Genomic DNA, 20,261 nt, shown 5'->3' on the forward strand with positions numbered 1-20,261 from the left:
CCGGTCCATCCCCGGGCCGCGCGCCTCGGCCCTTACTGCGAGCGGCGACCGAACGAGATCGCGTAGGCCTGGACCCGGGCGTCGATCAGCGGGTCGTCCGAGACCTCGACGCCGTCCGGCAGGTTGTTGGGCATGAACAAGAGCGCCTTCTCGGCGGTCTGGCTGTCGGGCACCGCCTTGGTCAGGGTCAGGGTGCCGAGATCGACGAAGCGGCGGTCCTCCGGCCAGGGGATCGTCGAATCCTTGGTGGAATCGCCCGGTTGGGCGATCTGCGCCTCGACCCGGAACGCCGCCGGGCCCTTGGCCAGCCGCGCCGGCATCTCCTCGACGAGGTAGTTCGGGCCCTTGGCCTTGGCGTCGTCGGCGCTCAGGATCTCCTCGCCGGCCACCGGCACGATGCGGTAGCGGAAGGGGGTGCGCTTGCCGGCGGCGTCGACCAGCACGAAGGCGTTGACGCCGTTGTAGACCTGGCGGCCGAAGCTCGACGGGGTCCTGGCGGTGGCGAGCGCCTTCGGGGCGGCCGGATGCGCGGCCATGAACTGCTCGACCGGGGTCGGCTTCGCCGCGCCGGGGCCGCTCCTGGTGATCGCCACCAGGAGATCGCGGAATTCCTCGCCGGTCGCGACGGGGAAGAACTTCAGCGAGTTGGTGACGACGTCCATCTCGGAGCCGTCGGCGGGCCTGAACTTGATCGACAGGCCGTGCGGGTTGGCCTCGGGCGCGCCGTCCGGGATCTCCGGCAGGCCGGTCGCGTCGGAGAAGCGCACGGTCACCGGCACGGCGGCGCCGGAGAACACGCTCGCCTTGCTCAAGGCGGCGGCGTCCTTCGAGGGGGTGAAGCTGCCCTCCACCACCACGCCCTTGGCATGGTTCGAGCGCTTGCCCGGATGGTCGCCGAAGATCTTGGTCATCGCCGCGATGGTCTGCTCGGCCGTGGACGACGCATCCTGGGCGGGGGCATTCTGGGCGAAGGCGGCCGGCGCGGCGAGCGTCAGCACGGCGCCGAGCAGCGCGCGCCGGATGGTGGCGTGGGTCATGGTCGGTGATCCCCTCACAGGGCCGATTCGGCCCGGCGCGACATGACCCGAGGATTCGATTGCGCGCAAGCGATCGCCCATCAAAAATTCGTCAAGTTCCAAACTGGCGTCCGGATCACAGCCGCTTGTGCATGAAGGTGCAGGGCTCCGGCACCCCCGCCGGCGAGCAGGCGTAATCCGGCACCACCCCGGTGACGGCGTAGCCGAGGGATCGGTAGAGCGCCTCGCCGGCATCGTCGGCGCGGGTGTCGAGGATCAGGAGCGTGCGCCCCTCGGCGGCGGCGACCCGCTCGGCGTCCAGCATCAGCGCCCGGCCGAGGCCGCGGCGGCGCGCCGCCGGATGGACCAGCACCTTGGTGATCTCGGCCCGGTGGCGGCCGTTCGGGGGGCCGGCGAGGCCGACCTGGGCGCTGCCGAGGATGCGCCCGTCCTGTCGCGCCACCAGCAGCCGGCGCGCGCCGCTCCGCAGGGCCGGCAGCCCGTCGCGCCAGAACGCCTCGGCCTCGGGCAGGGCGAACGGCAGCACGAAGCCGATGCTGGCCCCGTCGAGGACGCAGGCATGGAGCAGGGCGGCGAGGTCCGGCAGGGCGGCCTCGGCCTCGGCGGGGGAGAGGGTCTCGATGGGGATCATGACGTCGGGTCTCACGGCCGGCAGATCGCGATGAGGTAGCGGGCCTCCGGGCCCGGGCAGGAAAAGCGCGAGGCGCCGGCGAGCTGGTAGCGCAGGCAATCCCCCGGCGAGAGGGCGTGGGTCACGCCGTCGAGGGTGAGGTCGAGCCGGCCCGCCAGCATCCAGAGGTGATGCTCGAGGCCGCCGACCGGCGGCGCCGCGTACGCGATGGCCGCGCCCTCCGGCAGGGTGCCGAGGACGAGTTCCGCCGAGAACCCGCGCGCCGGCGGCGAGACGCCCCGGCGGCGGAACCCCGTCTCGGGATCGACCCACACGCCCTGGTCGTCGTGGCGCACCACCTGGGCCGGATCGGCCTCGATCTCGGCCAAGAGCCGCGACATCGGCCGGCCGTAGACGGTGCAGAGCCGGCCGAGCAGCGAGGCGGTCGGGCTGGTCTCAGCCCGCTCCAGCCGCGACAGGGTCGCCCGGCTGATGCCGCTGCTCGCGGCGAGGGCGTCGAGGGACAGGCCGTGCTCCTGGCGCAACGAGGCGAGCCGGGCGGCGAGGCGCAGGTCGATATCGGAGGCCTGAGTCCCGGGCAGGGGCTCGGGAGCGGGAGCGTCTCTCATGAATGAGAAATTCTCTCGCATTCGATCGGCGGTCAAGCCCGGTGGGTTGGATCTCCGTCGAAGCCCGTCCAATCGGCGCAAGGCCGTCGCGCCGGTGCTTCTCGCCCCCCCCCGCGTCATGCCTGCCGATCCCGAACGACCGGCCGGCCTTCTTTATGAGGACGCCGCGATCAGCGCTCCCGCCGCTTCACCGCGACCCAGGCCGCCTCCATGGCGGCGAGGCCGGCCTCCGGCAGGGTGCGGCCGTCCTGGGTCACCTCCGCCTCCATCGCGTCAAAGCGGCGCTGGAACTTCAGGTTCGCCCGCCGCAGGGCCTCCTCCGGATCGACGCCGGCGTGGCGGGCGAGGTTGGCGACCGAGAACAGGAGGTCGCCGATCTCCTCGGCCACCGCCTCCGGGCCCTCGCCGTCGAGCGCCTGCGCCACCTCGTCGGTCTCCTCGCGCACCTTGGCGATGACCTCCGCGGCATCCGGCCAGTCGAATCCGACCGAGGCCGCCTTGCGGGAGATCTTTTCGGCCCGGGCGAGGGCGGGGAGCGCGAGAGGGACGCCGGCGAGCGTCCCCTGTGGCGCAGGACGGCCGGAGCGGGCTTTCGCGGCCCGTTCCTCGGCCTTGATCGCCGCCCATTGGGCGTTCACCCCATCGGAATCGAGGCCGCGAACCTCGCCGAAGATGTGGGGGTGGCGGCGCACCATCTTGTCGGCGATGGCGGTGGCCACGTCGTCGAAGGCGAATCGGCCGGCCTCCTCGGCGATCCGGGCCTGGAACACGACCTGGAACAGGAGGTCGCCGAGTTCGTCGCGCAGCTCCTCCGGGTCGCCGCCCTCGACCGCGTCGGCGACCTCGTAGGCCTCCTCGATCGTGTAGGGGACGATGCTGGCATGGGTCTGGGCCAGGTCCCAGGGGCAGCCGCCCTCCGGGTCGCGCAAGGAAGCCATGATCCCGAGGAGTCGCGCGATCGGGGTGGTGCTCATATCCGCTCGCCATCCGTGCCCGCCGCACCCGGCGGCGGCTCGACCCTGCTCATAGGCGCCGGACCGGCTTTCTGTGAAGCACCGCAGCCGGCAGGGCAGGGCCCTGATATTCCTTGCTTATTCCAAAAATTCCATACTTCTGGCGATTGTATCCAATCGGCGCCGAAGGCGCAGCCGATCGTTCGTCGAAACGAACTCTCTCTCGGGCCTATAGGTGACTTATCAGTCATGGATTCTCAGAGAGTCAGTTATGTGGATTATATGGAGGGGCGAATTCCTCTTGTCCGTCAGAGGTTTGCGGGGTGGTTGCGCATAGGGCTCTGCGTGGATCGGCATCGGACTCTGCGGGGATGCGCATCGAAGTCTGCGGGGATTCCGGGGGTTCGCGCATCGGATTCGGCGTGGCCGCGCATCGGATTCGGCGCCGGGCCTCGCCCAACCCCTCGGAATCCGGCCGGTTTCGATCCGCCCCCGCGTATCGAACTCTGCGCGGGGACCCGGCCCGCGGACCGGCCCCGTATCGAACTCTGCGCCGCCCGTGCACCGGGTCTCCACCGGCTCGGGCCCCTGCCGCCCACAGGGATCGCCACAGGACTGGCCACAGGCTTCGTCCCGCCCGGCCCACAGGACCGTGCACAGGCCGCCCACAGGCCCGTCCGGGCCGGGAGGGCGCCGGGAGCGGTCCCAGGGCCGGGCGGCCCCGGATCGGGCTCCACGGGCTCCCGGAGAGCCTCCACAGGCCTTCGCGGGCGGCAGGGTCGGGAATCTTCGCGGGAGAACGGCGGGATAACGGGGATGAGTGGTGGGAATCCTGGGATAACCCCCCCGGGGCCACGGAATCCCGGGAGCCGAATCGTGCATGAAGGTTTGGGACCACACCGGCGGGAGCGCCGCGGCACCAGGCGACACCGGCAGGCATGAGCATCGAGGCCAAGATCGCGGCGATCCACGACGAGGACCTGCTGGCCGAGCTGGAAGCGGCCCGGGGCGGGTTCCTGTTCGCGGTCATCGTCGAGCACATCGCCCACCGCCAGGCCCTGCGCGACGCCGAGCTGGCGGAGGCCGGCCGCAAGCAGGATGCCCGCGCCGCGATGGGGCGCGACCAGCGCCGGCGCGACGCGGTCCGGATGGTGATCGAGGCCGAGCCCGTCACCCCGGACACGATCCAGCACATCCATTCCGTCCTGGCGCTCTGCGGGCTGCCCTACCGCGATCCCGGCGACGAGCGGGAATTCTTCCGGGAATACGGCCGCAACACGCTGAGTATCCTGGCCGGCCGGCTGAAGAACCCGGCGACCGGCCAGATGGAGCTGCAGGGGCTGCCCTACGGCCCCAAGGCCCGGCTGGTGCTGCTGCATCTCTGCACCGAGGCGGTGCGCCAGCGCAGCCCCACGGTCGAGGTCGCCGACAGCCTGTCGGGCTTCATGCGCGAGATGGGTTTCGCCGTCACGGGCGGCGAGCGCGGCACGATCCGGCAGTTCAAGGAGCAGCTGCATCGGCTGGCCGCCTGCACGATGCAGATCGGCCTGTGGGACGGGCAGTCGCGCTCCTCGACCATCACCATGCCGCCCTTCCGCCAGCTCGACCTTTGGCGCTCTGGCGGCCAGGACGGCATCGCCTGGTCGAAGACGGTGCAGTTCCACCAGGATTTCTACGACAACCTGGTCCAGCACGCCCTGCCGGTCGACATCCGCGCCGCCCGCGCCTTCTCGGGCTCGGCGCGCAAGCTCGACCTGCTGTTCTGGATCGGCTACCGCCTGCGCAGCCTCCAGCGCCCCCTGCGCCTGAGCTGGGACACGGTCCACAAGCAGTTCGGCGCCGACAACGCCTCCCTGCGCAGCTTCCGCCAGGCGTTCAAGGCCGACGTCGCCCACGTCAAGGAGGTCTTCCCGAAGCTGCCGATCAGCCTCGACGAGGCCGGCCTGCAGCTGATGCCGACCGATCCCGGCTCCCTCCTGGTGCCGCCGAAACCCGCCCGCCGCAAGGCCGCGGCGGCCGGGGCAGGGGCGGCCTGAGGGGCGCCGCCTCGGCACCCGGGACGACGCGGACCGGTGCCTGGTCGACCGAACTCGAGTTCTCCGGCGTCGTTCCGGGGCCGCGCAGCGGAGCCCGGAACGCCATGGCGGGTATCGTCGCCGCGGCCGACCGTCGAACGGGTCCTCGGCCCGAGCGGGCCACGGGGCATGACGGCGGCGGGCTCGCCGTGCGGATCGAACCGGTCTCCACCGCAGGCCTCCGTCGTCCGGGCCGATCGAAGCGTCGGCGGAAGGGGGGACGACCTCCCATGGGTCGTCCGCTCGGCCGGCACGATCTCTCGCGACCACCGAGTCCCGTCTCGTCATGCCGTTCGGGAGGCCGGGAAGGGGAATGGCCGGTCGCGACGCGAAGCATCCTCCTGGAATATGGAATGTTTCGAATTCTTTCCGTCCGGCACCTACGGGTCGGAGCCGGCTCGTGCGGGGGAGGCGCCGCCCGACGATCGCCGTTCGGTCGTGGAACGCGTCCGGAATGCGCGACGACGGCCTTGCACATGGGTGGAATATTCTTATTCTGAGGCCTCCCGAGGATCAGGCATCTTCGGGAATATGGAATATTCCAAGAGGGCGCCATGTTCCTGTCGGAAGCGGAAACGGAGGCCCGGCTCGACGAGCTGCGGCGCCAGCGCGCCGCCCTCGACCGGGCCATCGCCGAGCACGAGCTCTACCTCGATCTCGGCCGCCGGCTCGCCCGGCCGGGCGCCGTGGAGCCGCTCCGTCCCGCGCCCGCCCCGGTGCAGACCCCGCGCCCGGACCCGGCTCCGCATTCAGAACCGACCTTCGCCGAACCGCCGCGTTCTCAGCCGGGTCGGGCCGCGCCCGCCGCGGCGCCTGTCCCGGGGCCCGATCCGGCCGAGCCCGGTCCCGAGGCCGAGCCCCCGGGCGCCGCCGCGCGCCGGGAGGGCCGCCGGCTGATCGAGGCGGCCGAAGAAATCCTGGGCGAGGCCGGGCGGCCGATGCACGCCGCCGAGATCTGGGAGCGGCTCGCCGCCCGCGGCCTGACCCTGCCGGGCCACGACCCGGTCGCCGCCCTCAACACCCGGCTGTGGAAGCGTGCGCGAGGAGGCGGCGTCTTCCGCCGCCTCGGCGACGCGGTCTACGGGCTTGCCTCCTGACACCCCCGTCATCGCGGCCGTCCGACGTCTTGTCAGGCCCTGGTTGATGCCGCCGGCACGTGGCACCACGTCTTCACGGTGACGGGGGCGCTCGGCATCGCTTTCGCGCCGCTCCGGACCCAGGTGTCCATCGTGCCGCCCTGAAACCCTGATGGACGTCCATGGGCCTCATCCGCCTCATCGCCGGTCTCGTCCTCGCCCTCGCGGTCCTCCGCGGGGGCATCGCCCTGTGGGGGAGCGCCGGCGGGGTGCGGGCAAAACCATACGGGATCCTGATACCGGGGCCGCCCCGTCCGCCTCGATCCTTGACGGCGCCCGGGACATCTTGAGGGTGCGGCCGCGGGACGGCCGCGCGAACCCGATCCCCCCGATGCCCCAATCCCCGAGCACCGCCCCCGCCCGTCTCCCGCTCGCCTTCCTGGTCGGCCAGAATGCCGAGGGCCACTGGCTCGCGGTCGAGACCCACGGCCTCGGCGGCGGCATCTTCCGCAGCCGCCGGGACGCGCTGCATTACGCCACCGCCGAGACCGGCCGCCGGCCCGACGCGGTACGCCTGTCCAGCACCCCGATCTCCCTCGCCCCGTGACGCCCGCCCACAGGCTCGGCGGTGCGCTCACCGCCCTCGTCACGCCCTTCGCGGCGGGCGGGACCCGGCTCGACGAGCGGACGCTCGGCGACCTCGTCGCCTGGCAGGTCGCGCAAGGCACGGAGGGTCTGGTGGTCGGCGGGACCACCGGCGAGGGGCCGACCCTGACGGAGCCCGAGCGCGACCGGGCCTTGCGCGTCGCCCTCGAGGCGGCGGGGGCCCGTGTGCCGGTGATCGCCGCCACCGGCGGCAACTGCACCCGCACGGCGATCGCCCGGACCCAGGCCGCCGCCGCCGCCGGCGCTGCCGCCGCGCTCTCGGTGACGCCCTACTACAACCGGCCGATGCAGGAGGGGCTCATCCGGCACTACGCGGCGATCGCCGCCGCCGCCGACCTGCCGCTCCTCGTCCACGCCATCCCGGCCCGCACCGGCATCGACTGCCTTGCCGACACCCTGGCGCGCCTCGCCGCCCTGCCGGGGATCGCCGGGCTGGTGGATTCGACCGGCGACCTCGCCCGGCTCGCGACCGTCGAGCGGGCCGCCGGCCCGGATTTCCTCCAGCTCTCCGGCGACGACGCCACCGCCGCCGCCCACACGCTGATCGGCGGGCGGGGCTGCGTCTCGGTCGTCGCCAACCTGGTGCCGGGCGCCTGCGCCGCCCTGCAGCGCGCCGCCCGGGCCGGCGACCGCGCCCGCGCCCGGGCGCTCCAGGCCGGGCTGGGGCCGCTGGTCGCCGCCCTGTCGCGGGAGACCGATCCGGGCCCGGTCAAGCTGGCCCTGGCGCTGCTGCGGCCGGGCTTCGCCCCCGACCTGCGCCTGCCCCTGGTGCGGCCGCGGCCGGAGACGGAGGCGGCCCTGGCGGCGGCCCTGGCGGCGTTCGATCCCGGCGCGGCCATGCCGGACGGCGAGCGGAAGGTGGCGGGTTGCGAGATGGCGGGTTGAGCGAGGACGGCCGTCCGCGCCCTCGGCCGGGTGTCTCGCCCTGGCCCGGCGCACCGGCACGGCGACGGCCGATCCCGGCCTCCTCGACGACCCCGCGGCGGTGCAGGCCGAAGCGGTGCCCGCCGCCGGCGAGGCCGTGCGGAGGGCAGCCTCGCGGCGACGACGGCCCGCACGCTCACCGGCGCGGTCCTGTCCGGCCGGCTCGGCCTGCCGGTGCTCGGCCGGCGCCTGCCCGACTCCGTGCCCCGGCCCCGCGGCGGCGGTCGCCGATGTCGGGTGCGATACGGGGCAGGTGAGCGGGGCCGCGATCCCGGGCTGGCGCGGATCCGACCTCGCCGTCGCCCCGTGATCCTGCGCCTCGACGGCCACGCGGTCGCGACTTCGGGACGAGGTCGCAGGGCCGCCGGCGATTCTGCCTCGTGCGGGAGGGAGCGGATCTCCGCTCAGGCTCCTCCCGCCTCGTGCGTCTCGCGGACGAAGGCGGCCCGCGCCTTCGCGTCGGGCGCGAGGCCTTTCGCGTCGCACCAGGCGACGAAGGCCTCCGGCTCGATCCGGATGCGGGCGACCGCGACCCCGCTGCGCGCGACCTCGCGCTCGACCTGCACCGCCGACATCTGCCAGGTCGCGTAGCTCTCGGGCAGGCCGGAATCCGCCATCACCGCGCGGATCCGCGGATAGTCGCCCGGCTCGTACCAGGCGATGCCGACGCTTCGCGGCCGTTCCATCGCACCTGTCCTCGTCTGCCCGGGCCGCCAGACCGCCCGCACCGGCCAGTGTCGCCCTCCGGGGCCGGGACGCAACGAGAATTCTTGGAGGGATCCTTGGGGATCGTCGGGGGGAACCCCTCGGGGAATCCTGCGCGAAAGAAAAAAAGGCCGCCCTTGCGAGGCGGCCCGAAGTCTAGGGAGGAAACGCCCAAAGAGGGCTGCACCGCCGCGACGCCATCGCTGCGGTGCGAAAACGTTTTCTCATGCTGCATCGCACAACGCAACCGGGCGTCCCGCGCGACGGCCATGCTTGCGGCGCATGGCGCCGAGGGAGACGTTCCGGAAGGGCGGCAAACCGCCTCTTGTTCCTGTCCGACGACCTGTTAGACGACACGTCTCCCTCGTGGACGTACCCTGTGGCGCTCCGGCTCCGCCGACAGGCTGGACCGTGAGGGAGCTCGTGACGACGAGTTGGCGGTGGACCAGTTCTCCCCGCCAGCCTGTGAGGCTCAGTGGGCCGGGTGGTTGCGGGAGGGTCGGCGCAGCGGGGAACAGGAACCGCGTCGCCGGCTGATGGCCCACACATTCGCCCCGCCCGATCGTCACTCTCCCGACGGGCCGGGTAGGGCGCCGCCGCGCCACTTCAAGAATTTCGCAAACAGCCACGCTTCGCTAACCATGTCCCCGGTTCGCCGAGAGGTTCGCATGGGAGCACGCATGAGAACGGCAGCGAGAGCCGACCGGATCGGGGCCGGATCTTCGGGGGCGGGGCGCCGGTCCGACCGATCCTGCGAGACGCGAAGCGGCGAGATGCCGGGGCGGGGACAGGGAGGCCGGGACCACGGCCCGGCGCGGCCCGACGGGGAGATCCGGGGGGAGATCTGGTCCGAGCAGGACAGCCGCGGCCTGACCGCGCGCGAGCTGATTCGCCTGGCCCAGGCGGTGCGGCTGCGCCCCGGGCGCGACTGACCGGCGACCCGACGGGACGCCCCGCCGGCGCGGGGCCTTCCTCCTTACCCGGGCCGGCCCGGCTCCGCCGCGAGCGGCACCGCCGGGGCGAAGATCGCGATGGCCTGCGTGCGGCCGGCAAGGGGCTCGCGGCCGACCTCGCGCCAGGCGCCGGGGTCCGACGAGCCGGCGACGGCGGCCTCGGAGGCGAGCACCGCCGCGCCGTAGCGCTTGGTCGCCTGTTCGAGGCGCGAGGCGACGTTCACCGCGTCGCCCAAAACCGTGAACTCCATCCGCTCCTCGTCGCCGACGATGCCGCAGAAGACCTCGCCGACGTGGATGCCGATGCCGATCCGGATCGCCCGGGGCCATTCCCGGCTCTCGTTCCAGGCCTCGACGATGCCGGTGAGGTCCTGCGCGAAGGCCAGCCCCCGGGCCGCGTCGTCGCCGCCCTCGTCGGGGACGCCGAACAGGATCAGGGCGCCGTCGCCGATGAACTTGTCGACGAAGCCGTGATGCCGGCGCACGCAGGCCAGGATGCGGGTGCGGAAGGCGGTGAAGAACCGCGACAGGCCCTCCGGGTCCATGCCCTCCGCCATCCCGGTCGAGTCGCGGATGTCCACGAACACGATCACCGCCCGCTGGCGCCGGCCGCGGCGGAGCGCGGCGTCGCCCGCCGCGAGGCGCGGCGCGATCTCGGCCGGCAGGAAGCGCGACAGGCTGGCCCGCCCGACCGCGTCGCGGACCGCCGAGGCGAGCAGCCGCCGCGAGCGCACGATGCCGAAGGCCGTGGCGGCGCCTGCGAGCAGCAGCAGCGTCAGCCGCATCACGTTGACGGGCATCGAGAACAGCTGGGTCCAGGCCGGCCGGCCGGCGGCGGCCGGATCGAGGACCAGGTGGTGCTCGAGCCCGGCCGCGATCCCGACGAGGCCGAGGCCCAGGAGCGCGATGGCACAGAGCTGGACCTTCACGTCGTAGCGCAGCGCCCCCACCGCCAGGACCACGGGAATCGCCCAGGCGATCGGGGCGGAGGGCACGGCGTTGCCCGGCAGGTCGCGCTCGCCGAGGGCGAGGACGACGATGGCGAGCACCAGCCCGACATCCAGCGCCATGAACAGGTAGGCGTAGCCGTGGCGCCAGCGCTGCGGCACCGCGAGCACGATGCTGGCGGCGCCGATGCCGAGGAAGCCCAGGGCGGCGATCCAGGCGTTGCGCTGGAAGATCCCGAGCGACACCCCCGCCAGATCGTGCAGCAGCTCGCTGGCGAGGATCACCGTGACGAAGACGCAGGCCCCGATCCCCACCCGCAGCCAGCCGATCAGCCGCTCGGCCGCGACCTCGTGGCGGCGCATCAGCCCGGCGACGAGATCGCCCGCGAGCGGGGTCGCCAGCGGGTTGGCGAGCAGGTCGGCGGCAGGGCCCGCCCGCTGGCGGAGGAGCGGTGCGGCCTCGTGCGGCGGATGCTGCTCTGCGCGCAGTCCTGGCTGCATGCCGGCCTCCTGATGTCCCGGAGCGGGGGGAGAAAGGCCTGATTAGAGCATGGTCGCGATCGGGCGGCTACTGGGGCTGGACTGATATCGCCCGGATGCCAGCTATCCTGAAGCTGGCATCCGGGGTGCGGACAGGCCGGAAATGCAGGCTCTGGCCTTGCCGGACGTCCGGCTCAGGCCGGCTCGTCGCGCAGGAGGTGGTAGAGCAGGATCGCCGCCGCCGTCGCGGTGCCGATGCCGCCGAGCTTGAAGCTGCCGAGGCTGACCGTGAAGTCGCCGGCGCCGAGCACGAGCGCCGTGCCGACGGTGAGCAGGACCCGGCTGCGCGAGAAGTCGACCCGGTTCTCGACGAAGATCCGCCCGGCCGCGGCGGTGATGAGCCCGAACACCACCACCGACAGGCCGCCGATCACCGGGCCGGGGATCACCAGGATCGCGGCGCCGAATTTCGGCGACAGCCCGAACAGGATCGCGACCACCCCGGCGAAGGCGAAGACCAGGGTCGAGTAGATCCGGGTCACCGCCATCACGCCCATGTTCTCGGCGTAGGTGGTCACGCCGGTGCCGCCGAAGAACCCCGACAGCATCGTGGCGAGCCCGTCGCCCAGGAAGGCGCGGCCGAGATACGGGTCGAGGTTGCGCCCGGTCATCGCCCCGATCGCCTTCACGTGGCCGAGATTCTCGGCGACCAGCACCAGGGCGACGGGGGCGATCAGCCAGATCGCGGAGGGCTCGAAGACCGGCGCGGTGACATGCGGCCAGCCGAACCAAGGCGCCGCCGCGATCCGCCCGACATCGAGGGGCTTGGCCAGCCCGAGCCCGTTCGCCAGCACGCCGTAGAGCAGGGTGGCGGCCAATGCCCCGATGAGGAGCGGCAGGCGCCGCGCCGCGCCCGGCAGGTAGGAGGCGCTGAGCCCCACCGCCAGCACCGTGAACAGCCCGACCCCGATGTCGAGGCCCGATCCCGAGATGCCCTTCACGCCGATCGGCGCGAGGTTGAGGCCGATCGCCCCGACGATCGCCCCGGTGACGGCCGGCGGCATCAGCCGGCCGATCCAGGCATCGCCCGCCCGCATCACGGCGATCCCGATCAGGGCGTAGACCGCGCCCGCCGCCACGATGCCCCCGAGGGCGACCGGCAGGTTCGGGTTCGGGCCGCTGCCCGCGTAGCCGGTCGCCGCGATCACCACGGCGATGAAGGCGAAGCTGGAGCCGAGATAGCTCGGCACCCGCCCACCGACCACGACGAAGAACAGGAGCGTCGCGAGCCCTGAGAACAGGATCGCGAGGTTGGGGTCGAAGCCCATCAGCAGGGGGGCGAGCGCGGTCGAGCCGAACATCGCCACCACGTGCTGGAGCGCCAGCACCACGGCCTGCCCGAGCGGCGGCCGCTCGTCCGGCAGCACCACCGCCCCGCGGGCGAGCCGCCAGCGGGGAAAGCCCCGCTCCTCCATCCGTTCCGCCGGTTCCATCGTGTCTCCCCCCGATCGTGTCGTCCGGGGAGGGCCTTAGAGGATCCGGTACGGGTCCGGGAATAGGAGCGGGGCGCCGATCGTGCCCTGAGCTTGCGCGGATGCGCGCGTCCGAGCCAGATGCCGCGTCCGGGTCGAGCGCCGTTCCCCTCTCCGGGCGATCCCCGCGGGCGATCCCGGGATCGCCCGGAGAGGGGATCCCGCGACTGTCCTTGGCGGCGGATGGTCCTCGGCAGGCCGATGATGGGAAAAGATCGGGGGGCGCGGCATGATTGCTACGAGTGACGGGATTGCTGCGCATGACGGGACCGCCGACCTCACCGTCATGATCTCGGGCGGTTTCGCGCTGGCCTATCGGGCGGTGCTGCCGGATTTCGGGCGCGCCACGGGGCTCGCGGTCCGGACCCTGTCCGGCGCCTCGCAGGGGCAGGGGCCGCGGACCATCCGCCACCAGCTCGCCCACGGCGCGCGCGTCGACGTGGTGATCCTCTCCAACGAGGGCCTGCACGAGCTGACGGAGGACGGAAGGATCGTCGCGGGGTCGGCGGTCGAGCTTGCCACCGCCCCGCTCGCCGCCGCGGTGCGGACCGGTGCCGCGAGGCCGGCGATCGGCACCGTCGCGGCGCTGACCCGCACCCTGGCGCAAGCCCGCCGCATCGTGATGCCGGGCAGCACCAGCGGCCTGTTCATCCGGGACAGCGTGTTGCCCCGGCTCGGCCTCGCCGGGGCGGCGCGGGTGACGATGCTGCCCCGCGGCACCGACTCCGCCGCCGCCCTGGCGGCGGGCGAGGCCGACCTCGCCCTCGGGCCGGTGAGCGAACTCGTCGACGTGCCGGGGATCGACGTGGTCGGGCCGCTGCCCGACGAGGTCCAGCTCGTCCAGACCTTCACGGCGGCTCTGGTCGCGGGCTCGGGTGCGGTCGAACCGGCGGGCGGCTGATCGCCCACCTCGTCTCGGGCGAGGCGGCGGCGGCGATCCGGCGGACCGGGATGGAGCCGGTCGCGCGGGGGTGATGCGGTTTCCGGACGATGACGTCCGGCAACGGCGCCAAAGCCCGCGCGGCGCCTGAGCGAAGCCGGAATTCGCCGAAATTCGCCTTGCGAGAGCGATCCGGTCGGATCGACGGAAGCGACCGGCCGGATGTCGCATGAGGGACCGCGCCCGGGCGCGGCCCCCGATGGAATCAGGCGAGGGCAGGGCCCCACTTCTCGGTGTCGGGCGCCGTCTCCCTGGTGATCGTGCCGGCGGCATCGACGTGGAGCTCGGTCCAGGCCCCGTCGCCCCGGCGCGCCAGCACCTCGGCGTGCTTGGGCTTGCGCAACGGCGCGCCTGCGGGCGTCCAGCCCGCCGCCGTGACGGCGGCGAGGGCGAGGTCGGGATGGACCGCGTCCCGGCGCGGCTTGCCCGGATGGTGCGGCTTCTTGTGGTGGATCTCGACCGGCTCGCGTCCCGGGGCGGCGATCCGCGTGACCTTGATCTCGGAGGGGCGGCGCTCGCCCTCGAGGGTCACCTGCAGGCCGGCGGCGAGGGGAAAGGCCTCCGCGCCCTTCGGCCCGAGATCGGCGAGGTGGACCGCGCCGTCCGCCTCCAGGGTGAAGCGATGCGAAAAGACGTGCTGGATCGTGCCCGAGAGGGCCGTGGTGTCGTGGTGCGGCATGATCTTCTCCGAAGAGCGCCCAACCGCAGGCGCAACCGGCAGGTGGCGGGCCTGCGCCGGATCTTCAAGGCCTTGCCGCAGGATCGCTTGCCGCAGGATCTCTTGCCGCAGGATCTCTTGCCGGAGGATCGATTGCCGCCGGTTCCCCAGTCGCCCGTCGACGTTCCGCAAGGTTCCGGACCGTCGCCGCGGCCGGACGGACGGGGTGACGCAGGGAAGCCGCCGGCGGCCTCGCGCGGGCAGGCGGGCCCGGACGCCGGGACACGGGCGGGGCGGATCTTGCCCCCCGCCCCGGGATCCGCGACACTGTGTCTCCCGGCCCGCGGCCACAACCATCGATGTCACCGGATGTCTCAACGCGCTAGTCAGGTTGCATGAGCCGCAAGCGCCTCGACCTGACCCTCGCCTTCCTGCGCTCCCTCGACCGGACGGCGAGCGCGCAGGACGTGTCCGAGCTGCTGCTGAAGCTCCTCGGCCGCTTCGGCATCGAGCATGCGCTGGCCGGAACCCTGCCGATCATCGGCGCCAAGCCCCGGCAGCAATACGAGCACGCCCTGCTCGACGCGATGCCGCCGGACTGGAAGACCCGCTACCTGTCCCGCGGCTACCTCTTCCGCGACGCCACGGTGCGCCACCTTCCCGGAACGAACGCGCCCTTCGCCTGGACCGAGGTCGCGGAGCGCTACCGCGAGGACCCGGCGGCCCTGCGGGTGATGGACGAGGCCGGCGAGCACGGCCTGCGCCACGGGGTCACCGTGCCGCTCCTGACCCTGGACGGGCAGCTCGCGGGGTTCAGCTTCTCGGGCGCGCGGATCGAGGTCTCGCCGGAGGATCTCGGCACGCTGCAGCTCGTGGCGACCTACGCCTTCGCCCAGCTCGTGCTGCTGCGCTCGGAGGCCGGCGCCGAGATCCGCCTGTCGCCGCGCGAGCGCGAGGTGCTGCAATGGGTCGCCGAGGGCAAGACGAACTGGGAGGTCGGCGAGATCCTGTCGATCTCCTCCAAGGGCGTCGAGCACCACCTGCGCTCGGCCCGGGACAAGCTCGGCACGCTCAACAGCACCCAGTCGGTGGCGGTGGCGCTCCGGCGCGGGCTGATCTCGTAAGATCTCACAAGCGGGGCCCGGGCTAGGGAATTCCCCAGTACGGCCGAGCCGTCAGAGCATGGAGAAAGGGTCCCGAAACAGGAGCCCTTTCCCATGATCCACGTCGTCACCGCCGCCAACCAGGACCGCTACGCCGCGGAGATGGAGGAGGTGTGGCGCCTGCGCCACCGCGTCTTCGTCGAGGAGAAGGGCTGGACCGCCCTGCGCCGGCCGGACGGGCGCGAGATCGACCAGTTCGACACGCCCCACGCCGCCCATTTCCTGGCGATCGAGGACGGCGAGGTGATCGGCTACAGCCGCCTCCTGCCGACGACCCGGCCGCACCTGCTCTCGGACGTGCTGCCGGAACTGTGCGAGGGCGACCGGCCGGTCGGCCCGCAGATCTGGGAATGGACCCGCCAGGCGGTGGCGCCGAGCCGCCGCACCCGCGGCAAGAACCACCCGGTCTCCCTCGAGGTGATGACCGGCATCGTCGAATGGGGCCTGGAGAACGGGGTGACCTGCTTCCTCGCCCAGATGCCGATCGTCTACCTGCTGCACGTCCTCCAGCTGCATTTCCGGGCGGTGCCGCTCGGCGTGCCGGCGGAGATCGACGGCGAGCGGATCATCGCCGTGGAGGCCCGCTTCGACGCCCGCACCCTGCGCAAGCTGCGGGAGATCCGGGGCACCAGCGCCTCGGTCCTGGCCCCGACCTCGCCGACCTACCTGATGGCCTGAGCCGGTCGTCGCCCGAACCATCCTGCGAGTGAAGACGATGAGAGAGATCATGAGCCGCCGCCCCCCACCCACCATCGACGAGATGGCCGACATCCTGCCGCCCCTGGTCCGCGCGCTGGGCGAGATCGTCGACATGATGGAGGGCCTGGTGGACGTGGCCTGCCACGCCACCAACGTCCAGGAGAGCACCGCCGACACCCTGGCCGATCTCGGCCACACCCTGACCGAGTACGCCCACGCGATGATGCAGGAGGCGACGGCGCGCCGCCGCACCGGCCGCGGCAGCGTGCCCCTGCCGTCCCTCGACCGGGGCGACGGCGGGATCGCCGGCGGGACCCTGGACGAGGCCATGCCGGCGGCGTGAGGGTCATCCGATTTCCGACCGATCGCCTCGCGACGCGGAAACCGGCTCCGCTCAAGGACCGCGCGGGCTGGTGATACGCCTTCCGGACGGACTCTCCCGGAAGGCGTATCAGGCCTCCCCGCAGGCGCAGCCCGGCCCGAAGGCGTGCCTGAGGGCGAGGCGCCCGCCGGGCGTCACCGTCACGGCCCGGCTGCCCTCGTTCCGGCGCAGCCAGCCGCGATCGAGGCAGGTCGCCAGCAGGGCCGCTCCGAGGGTGCCGGCGATGTGGGGCCGGCGCTCGCTCCAGTCGAGGCAGGGGCGGCAGAACACCCGCCGGCGGGACGAGCCGGTCCGGGCGGACTCGGCGAGATCGACCCCGAGCCCGCGCAGGAACGCCTCGCCCGCCGGGGTGACGGCGCCGCCATCGGCCCCGAGCTCGACCGCGCCGCGCGCCACGAGCGCATCCGCCATCGCGACGGCGAGGCGGCCGGCGAGGTGGTCGTAGCAGGTGCGGGCCTCCCGCAGGGCGGCGTCGCGGGGGAAACGGGGCGAAGGGGCGCGGACGGGATCCGGGCCCGCCGCCACCGCCATCACGCCCTCCAGCATCCGCGCCACCGCCGGGGAGGCGAGGCGGTGGTAGCGGTGGCGCCCCTGGCGCGCCACCGCCAGGAGGCCGGCCTCGGTCAGCTGCGCGAGATGGCCGCTCGCGGTCTGCGGCGTGACGCCGGCGGCGCGGGCGAGTTCCGACGCGGTCAGCGCCCGTCCGTCCATCAGCACGGCCAGCATGCCGGCGCGGGCCGGATCGCCCACCAGGGCGGCGGTGCGGGCCAGCGCGGTCACGGTCACCATGGCGGCTCTCCTCTCGGGCGGCATGTCCCTCGGGTCGTGCAGCATAGGCCGGCGCGTCGTCCGACGCTTCGGCCGACGCCGAAGCCTGAGAGGCCGTGCTTCGGCCTGCGCCGAAGCACGGGGCCCGGAGCCTGGGCGAGGGTCGTCCCAGCCGCAACCGGACGACCCCGCCATGACCCTCATCGAGACCCTCATCGAGACCCTCGCCAAGGTGCCGCTGATTCGCGGCCTCCTCGCGCGTCTCCGCCCGCGCAGGCCTGCGGGCGGCCCGCCCGGGGAGGGCGCGTGGGCGCGACAGCTGCGGCAGGCCTGCGACCGCACCAGATTGGCCGGCCTCGACGACCGGTTGCTGCGCGACATGGGATTGCGGCGCGAGGTCTCCGTATCCGGGCTCGACTTCGTGCCCCTGTCATCCGCCGATCCGGCCGCCACGGCAAAGCTTGCGCCGGCCTCCGGCGACTGCCGGACCCTGTCCGGAGCCGGGCCCGCCGCGACTTCGTCGCAACGCCACGGTGCCATCGACCGGCCATGATCGGGCCGTGATCGCGCCGCCGTCTTCACCCAAGGCGCGCGACATCGTGGCGGCGAGCCGGCGGTGTTTCCCGTTTGCACCACGCCCCCGGTATCTGACTGCCACGCTCGCGGATTGGTTTACGAACCGTATCCGTGCCCCGTCTTCGCCACATTCCGCCCCAAGCTTGACTTGGAGCGCGGCCGTTCCGGCCGGGCTCGGCCAATGCAACGAGAGGGGCCTGCATGACGCGGAACCGGACTTTCCCCATCACCGCCGCCCTCGCGGTTCTCGCCACGGCGCCCCAGCTCGGGGCCTGCGGAATGATGCCGGGCGGGGTCGAGACGACGGGAAGCCTTCCGGACCGCAAGCAGCTCGCCGCCGTCACCAGCGCCGACCGGGACTGCCTCGCCCGGGCGATGTATTTCGAGTCCAACCGCTCGAGCGAGGAGGGCCTGCTGGCGGTCGGCACCGTGGTGATGAACCGGCTCGAGGCGCCGGCCTACCCGAACACGATCTGCGGCGTGGTCGGCCAGAAGCGCCAGTTCGCCGCCGGCGTGCTGCACAAGCCGATGCGCGATCGTGAGCGCGAGAAGGCCGTGCAGGTCGCCGACGCGATCCTGGCCGGCGAGCGCCACGAGAAGGTCGGCGGCGCGATGTTCTTCCACACCGCCGGCTACACCTTCTCCTACCGCAACATGCACTACGTCGCGCTCGCCGGCGGCAACGCCTTCTACGAGAAGCGCCCGTGGTACGACCGCGAGGGCATGACCGCGCGCCGGACGCCCGCCGCCGCGACCCAGCTCGCCCAGCTCCAGTCCGGCTCGGCCGGCAGCGCCCGCTGGACCTCGCACCCGGTCCGGGTCGCGCGCAATCCCCAGCAGACCCCGCTCGCCGAGCTCGGCCCGGCCCGCAACGTCTGCCGTGTCGCCGCCGCCGAGACCGGCCGCAGCCCGGGCTGATACGGTCGCCTGCACCTGATGTGTGGCCGCGCGGAACCCGTATCGGCGAAGCCCGCGCGGCGCCGCCGGAGGGTCCACACGCGTGAGCGGAGCCGATTTCCGCATCGCGAAGCGATCCGACGGGATCGCCGGACGCGATGAGTCGGAAATCGTATGACCCGTGAAAACGGGCCCGCCGTCACGCCAGCCGGTCGAGCCGCAGGCGGTGCCGGGCATCGGTGAGACGGCGCGACGCGGCGAGGACCGCTCCCGTCACCCCGAGGCCGCTCGCCCCCGCCAGCAGGAACAGGATCAGGATCTGCGACGAGGCCGCGCCTTGCGGGTCCTGCCCGGCGAGGATCTGGCCGGTCATCATCCCCGGCAGGGTGATCAGCCCCGCCGCCGCCATCTGGTTGAGCACCGGGATCAGCCCGGCCCGGATCGCGCTGCGGGTCAGCGGCGCCAGGGCCTCGTCCCGGGTGGCGCCGAGCGCCAGCCGCGCCTCGATTCCCCCCCGCTCCCGCCGCACCGCCCCGGTGAAGCCGTTGAGTCCGATCGCCACCCCGCTCATCACCGAGCCGAGCACGATGCCGGAAAGCGGGATCAGGGCGTGCGGGTCCCACCACGGATGCGGGTGCAAGGCCGCGAGGCCGACCGCGACGGCCACCGCCGTCGCCCCGGCAGTGACGAACCCGCCGAGCGCGTAGCGCCACGCCCCCCGCAGGGGGCGCTCCTGCCGGGCGCCGATCTCGTAGGCCGCGGCGAGCGCCATCACGGCGACCACCCCGGCCACCGGCCCCGGCGCCCCGAGGCCGAACACCGTGCGCAAGGCCAGCCCGACCAGGGTGAGCTGCACCACCAGCCGGATCGCCGCCACCAGCATCGTGCGGGCGAGCCCCAGGCCCAGCAGCGCCGACAGGCCGGCATTGAGGAGCACGAAGCCCGCCCCGAGGGCGAGGTCGAGCGGGCCGGGCGACGGGATCATGCGGGACGCCCGCCCGCCACCGCGAGCCGGCGCGAGGCGAGGCGTGCCACCTGGGCGGGGTCGTGGGAGACCAGGAGCACGATCAGGCCGGCGGCGCGGCGCTCCGCGATCACCGCCTCGGCGCCCCGTACGGAATCGGGATCGAGGGAGGCGGTCGGCTCGTCGAGGAGCAGCACGCGCGGCCCATGGGCCAGCGCCCGCAGCAGGGCGAGGCGCTGGCGCTCGCCGGTGGAGAGCCGCGCCACCGGCCAGCCGAACACCTCCGGCGGCAGGCGCAAGCGCTCCCGCTCCGGGCCGAGGCGGGAGGGCGCATCGGCCGAGAAATGCTCGGCCACGCTCTCGGCCCACCAGCCTGCTTCGGCGGCGAGATAGGTGACCTGCCGGCGCCAGTGCGGCGCCGGCATCGCCTCCCGGTCGATGCCGTCGAGGCCGACCCGGCCCTCGGACGGATCGAGGTCGGCGACCATGCGCAGGAACACGCTCTTGCCCGCCCCCGACGGTCCGGTGACCGCGCAGGCCTCGCCCGGCGCCAGCGCGAGGTCGAAGGGGCCGAAGCGGCCGCGGCGGAGGGACTCGATGCGGAGCATGGGCGGCGGATCCCGGGGG

22 protein-coding genes are annotated in these 20,261 nt (G+C 73.3%); 11 read left to right on the forward strand and 11 right to left on the reverse strand.

Going from position 1 to position 20,261, the window contains the following annotated elements:
- Positions 1 to 32: 32 nt before the first annotated feature.
- The 4 genes from G4G93_RS11930 to mazG form a co-directional block, all read right to left on the reverse strand.
- Positions 33 to 1,037, reverse strand: a complete 1,005-nt coding sequence (locus G4G93_RS11930) for a catalase family peroxidase (RefSeq protein ID WP_165084461.1) — start codon at positions 1,035 to 1,037, stop codon at positions 33 to 35.
- Positions 1,038 to 1,152: 115 nt separating this feature from the next.
- On the reverse strand, positions 1,153 to 1,668 hold the full coding sequence (locus G4G93_RS11935) for a GNAT family N-acetyltransferase (protein WP_165084463.1): 516 nt from the start codon (positions 1,666 to 1,668) through the stop codon (positions 1,153 to 1,155).
- 11 nt (positions 1,669 to 1,679) lie between these two features.
- Positions 1,680 to 2,276: a helix-turn-helix domain-containing protein gene (locus G4G93_RS11940; protein WP_165084465.1), complete on the reverse strand. Its 597-nt coding sequence runs from the start codon at positions 2,274 to 2,276 to the stop codon at positions 1,680 to 1,682.
- A gap of 170 nt (positions 2,277 to 2,446) precedes the next feature.
- Entirely contained in the window at positions 2,447 to 3,250 is an 804-nt protein-coding gene (gene mazG, locus G4G93_RS11945) for a nucleoside triphosphate pyrophosphohydrolase (protein WP_165084468.1), read from the reverse strand.
- A gap of 917 nt (positions 3,251 to 4,167) precedes the next feature.
- On the opposite strand from mazG, the gene G4G93_RS11950 reads away from it, so the two are divergent.
- The 4 genes from G4G93_RS11950 (at position 4,168) to dapA (ending at position 7,931) form a co-directional block, all read left to right on the forward strand.
- Positions 4,168 to 5,265, forward strand: coding sequence for a replication protein RepA (locus G4G93_RS11950; RefSeq protein ID WP_165084470.1), 1,098 nt, complete (start codon positions 4,168 to 4,170; stop codon positions 5,263 to 5,265).
- 593 nt (positions 5,266 to 5,858) lie between these two features.
- On the forward strand, positions 5,859 to 6,401 hold the full coding sequence (locus tag G4G93_RS11955; RefSeq protein WP_165084472.1) for a winged helix-turn-helix domain-containing protein: 543 nt from the start codon (positions 5,859 to 5,861) through the stop codon (positions 6,399 to 6,401).
- A gap of 370 nt (positions 6,402 to 6,771) precedes the next feature.
- Positions 6,772 to 6,987, forward strand: a complete 216-nt coding sequence (locus tag G4G93_RS11960; RefSeq protein ID WP_165084474.1) for a hypothetical protein — start codon at positions 6,772 to 6,774, stop codon at positions 6,985 to 6,987.
- On the forward strand, positions 6,984 to 7,931 hold the full coding sequence (dapA, locus tag G4G93_RS11965) for a 4-hydroxy-tetrahydrodipicolinate synthase (protein ID WP_165084476.1): 948 nt from the start codon (positions 6,984 to 6,986) through the stop codon (positions 7,929 to 7,931). The genes G4G93_RS11960 and dapA overlap by 4 nt, the downstream gene beginning before the upstream one ends.
- A 443-nt stretch (positions 7,932 to 8,374) precedes the next feature.
- On the opposite strand, the gene G4G93_RS11970 is transcribed toward dapA, so the two are convergent.
- Positions 8,375 to 8,656 (reverse strand): hypothetical protein, encoded by a 282-nt coding sequence (locus G4G93_RS11970; RefSeq protein ID WP_165084478.1) that lies wholly within the window; start codon positions 8,654 to 8,656, stop codon positions 8,375 to 8,377.
- Between the two features lie 792 nt (positions 8,657 to 9,448).
- Here G4G93_RS11970 and G4G93_RS11975 point away from each other — a divergent pair.
- Positions 9,449 to 9,607, forward strand: a complete 159-nt coding sequence (locus G4G93_RS11975) for a hypothetical protein (RefSeq protein WP_165084480.1) — start codon at positions 9,449 to 9,451, stop codon at positions 9,605 to 9,607.
- A 44-nt stretch (positions 9,608 to 9,651) separates the two neighbouring features.
- Here G4G93_RS11975 and G4G93_RS11980 read toward each other — a convergent pair whose 3' ends face one another.
- Together G4G93_RS11980 and G4G93_RS11985 are read right to left on the reverse strand one after the other, a co-directional pair.
- Complete coding sequence (locus G4G93_RS11980; protein WP_165084482.1) at positions 9,652 to 11,076, reverse strand: adenylate/guanylate cyclase domain-containing protein; 1,425 nt, start codon at positions 11,074 to 11,076, stop codon at positions 9,652 to 9,654.
- A 173-nt stretch (positions 11,077 to 11,249) separates the two neighbouring features.
- Positions 11,250 to 12,548 carry a solute carrier family 23 protein gene (locus tag G4G93_RS11985; RefSeq protein WP_165084484.1) on the reverse strand — a complete coding sequence of 433 codons (1,299 nt, stop codon included), beginning with the start codon at positions 12,546 to 12,548 and terminating at the stop codon, positions 11,250 to 11,252.
- A 268-nt stretch (positions 12,549 to 12,816) separates the two neighbouring features.
- Between G4G93_RS11985 and G4G93_RS11990 the strand changes: the two genes are divergently transcribed.
- The gene (locus G4G93_RS11990) at positions 12,817 to 13,488 is read left to right on the forward strand and encodes a substrate-binding domain-containing protein (protein WP_165084486.1); all 672 of its coding nucleotides are present in this window, start codon (positions 12,817 to 12,819) and stop codon (positions 13,486 to 13,488) included.
- A 244-nt stretch (positions 13,489 to 13,732) separates the two neighbouring features.
- On the opposite strand, the gene G4G93_RS11995 is transcribed toward G4G93_RS11990, so the two are convergent.
- Complete coding sequence (locus G4G93_RS11995) at positions 13,733 to 14,206, reverse strand: hypothetical protein (protein ID WP_165084488.1); 474 nt, start codon at positions 14,204 to 14,206, stop codon at positions 13,733 to 13,735.
- A gap of 374 nt (positions 14,207 to 14,580) precedes the next feature.
- Here G4G93_RS11995 and G4G93_RS12000 point away from each other — a divergent pair, with 374 nt between their 5' ends.
- The 3 genes from G4G93_RS12000 (at position 14,581) to G4G93_RS12010 (ending at position 16,390) form a co-directional block, all read left to right on the forward strand.
- Entirely contained in the window at positions 14,581 to 15,309 is a 729-nt protein-coding gene (locus G4G93_RS12000) for an autoinducer binding domain-containing protein (RefSeq protein ID WP_165084490.1), read from the forward strand.
- A gap of 93 nt (positions 15,310 to 15,402) precedes the next feature.
- Positions 15,403 to 16,026 carry an acyl-homoserine-lactone synthase gene (locus G4G93_RS12005; RefSeq protein ID WP_165084492.1) on the forward strand — a complete coding sequence of 208 codons (624 nt, stop codon included), beginning with the start codon at positions 15,403 to 15,405 and terminating at the stop codon, positions 16,024 to 16,026.
- A gap of 49 nt (positions 16,027 to 16,075) precedes the next feature.
- Positions 16,076 to 16,390, forward strand: coding sequence for a hypothetical protein (locus G4G93_RS12010; protein ID WP_165084494.1), 315 nt, complete (start codon positions 16,076 to 16,078; stop codon positions 16,388 to 16,390).
- Positions 16,391 to 16,498: 108 nt separating this feature from the next.
- On the opposite strand, the gene G4G93_RS12015 is transcribed toward G4G93_RS12010, so the two are convergent.
- The gene (locus G4G93_RS12015; protein WP_165084496.1) at positions 16,499 to 17,218 is read right to left on the reverse strand and encodes an ArsR/SmtB family transcription factor; all 720 of its coding nucleotides are present in this window, start codon (positions 17,216 to 17,218) and stop codon (positions 16,499 to 16,501) included.
- Between the two features lie 172 nt (positions 17,219 to 17,390).
- Here G4G93_RS12015 and G4G93_RS12020 point away from each other — a divergent pair, with 172 nt between their 5' ends.
- Positions 17,391 to 17,750 (forward strand): DUF1127 domain-containing protein, encoded by a 360-nt coding sequence (locus G4G93_RS12020; protein WP_165084498.1) that lies wholly within the window; start codon positions 17,391 to 17,393, stop codon positions 17,748 to 17,750.
- 224 nt (positions 17,751 to 17,974) lie between these two features.
- On the forward strand, positions 17,975 to 18,691 hold the full coding sequence (locus G4G93_RS12025; RefSeq protein WP_165084500.1) for a cell wall hydrolase: 717 nt from the start codon (positions 17,975 to 17,977) through the stop codon (positions 18,689 to 18,691).
- Positions 18,692 to 18,869: 178 nt separating this feature from the next.
- On the opposite strand, the gene G4G93_RS12030 is transcribed toward G4G93_RS12025, so the two are convergent.
- Together G4G93_RS12030 and G4G93_RS12035 are read right to left on the reverse strand one after the other, a co-directional pair.
- A complete protein-coding gene (locus tag G4G93_RS12030) occupies positions 18,870 to 19,655 on the reverse strand; it encodes an ABC transporter permease (protein ID WP_165084502.1) in 786 nt (261 codons plus the stop codon).
- Positions 19,652 to 20,242, reverse strand: coding sequence for an ATP-binding cassette domain-containing protein (locus G4G93_RS12035; RefSeq protein ID WP_165084505.1), 591 nt, complete (start codon positions 20,240 to 20,242; stop codon positions 19,652 to 19,654). The genes G4G93_RS12030 and G4G93_RS12035 overlap by 4 nt, the downstream gene beginning before the upstream one ends.
- Between the last annotated feature and the right edge of the window lie 19 nt (positions 20,243 to 20,261).

The organism is Methylobacterium sp. DB0501, from assembly GCF_011043735.1.
Classification (GTDB): domain Bacteria; phylum Pseudomonadota; class Alphaproteobacteria; order Rhizobiales; family Beijerinckiaceae; genus Methylobacterium; species Methylobacterium alsaeris.

What these genes read in the sequence shown, in the direction of transcription:
- G4G93_RS11940 (WP_165084465.1), bottom strand. Translation starts at nt 2,276, where the DNA reads ATGAGAGACGCTCCCGCTCCCGAGCCCCTGCCCGGGACTCAGGCCTCC.
- G4G93_RS12020 (WP_165084498.1), top strand. Translation starts at nt 17,391, where the DNA reads ATGACCCTCATCGAGACCCTCATCGAGACCCTCGCCAAGGTGCCGCTG.
- G4G93_RS11935 (WP_165084463.1), bottom strand. Translation starts at nt 1,668, where the DNA reads ATGATCCCCATCGAGACCCTCTCCCCCGCCGAGGCCGAGGCCGCCCTG.
- G4G93_RS12005 (WP_165084492.1), top strand. Translation starts at nt 15,403, where the DNA reads ATGATCCACGTCGTCACCGCCGCCAACCAGGACCGCTACGCCGCGGAG.
- mazG (WP_165084468.1), bottom strand. Translation starts at nt 3,250, where the DNA reads ATGAGCACCACCCCGATCGCGCGACTCCTCGGGATCATGGCTTCCTTG.
- G4G93_RS12025 (WP_165084500.1), top strand. Translation starts at nt 17,975, where the DNA reads ATGACGCGGAACCGGACTTTCCCCATCACCGCCGCCCTCGCGGTTCTC.
- G4G93_RS12010 (WP_165084494.1), top strand. Translation starts at nt 16,076, where the DNA reads ATGAGCCGCCGCCCCCCACCCACCATCGACGAGATGGCCGACATCCTG.
- G4G93_RS11970 (WP_165084478.1), bottom strand. Translation starts at nt 8,656, where the DNA reads ATGGAACGGCCGCGAAGCGTCGGCATCGCCTGGTACGAGCCGGGCGAC.
- G4G93_RS11950 (WP_165084470.1), top strand. Translation starts at nt 4,168, where the DNA reads ATGAGCATCGAGGCCAAGATCGCGGCGATCCACGACGAGGACCTGCTG.
- G4G93_RS12015 (WP_165084496.1), bottom strand. Translation starts at nt 17,218, where the DNA reads ATGGTGACCGTGACCGCGCTGGCCCGCACCGCCGCCCTGGTGGGCGAT.
- G4G93_RS11960 (WP_165084474.1), top strand. Translation starts at nt 6,772, where the DNA reads ATGCCCCAATCCCCGAGCACCGCCCCCGCCCGTCTCCCGCTCGCCTTC.
- G4G93_RS11990 (WP_165084486.1), top strand. Translation starts at nt 12,817, where the DNA reads ATGATTGCTACGAGTGACGGGATTGCTGCGCATGACGGGACCGCCGAC.
- G4G93_RS12000 (WP_165084490.1), top strand. Translation starts at nt 14,581, where the DNA reads ATGAGCCGCAAGCGCCTCGACCTGACCCTCGCCTTCCTGCGCTCCCTC.
- G4G93_RS11985 (WP_165084484.1), bottom strand. Translation starts at nt 12,548, where the DNA reads ATGGAACCGGCGGAACGGATGGAGGAGCGGGGCTTTCCCCGCTGGCGG.
- G4G93_RS12030 (WP_165084502.1), bottom strand. Translation starts at nt 19,655, where the DNA reads ATGATCCCGTCGCCCGGCCCGCTCGACCTCGCCCTCGGGGCGGGCTTC.
- G4G93_RS11995 (WP_165084488.1), bottom strand. Translation starts at nt 14,206, where the DNA reads ATGCCGCACCACGACACCACGGCCCTCTCGGGCACGATCCAGCACGTC.
- G4G93_RS11975 (WP_165084480.1), top strand. Translation starts at nt 9,449, where the DNA reads ATGCCGGGGCGGGGACAGGGAGGCCGGGACCACGGCCCGGCGCGGCCC.
- G4G93_RS11955 (WP_165084472.1), top strand. Translation starts at nt 5,859, where the DNA reads ATGTTCCTGTCGGAAGCGGAAACGGAGGCCCGGCTCGACGAGCTGCGG.
- G4G93_RS11930 (WP_165084461.1), bottom strand. Translation starts at nt 1,037, where the DNA reads ATGACCCACGCCACCATCCGGCGCGCGCTGCTCGGCGCCGTGCTGACG.
- G4G93_RS12035 (WP_165084505.1), bottom strand. Translation starts at nt 20,242, where the DNA reads ATGCTCCGCATCGAGTCCCTCCGCCGCGGCCGCTTCGGCCCCTTCGAC.
- G4G93_RS11980 (WP_165084482.1), bottom strand. Translation starts at nt 11,076, where the DNA reads ATGCAGCCAGGACTGCGCGCAGAGCAGCATCCGCCGCACGAGGCCGCA.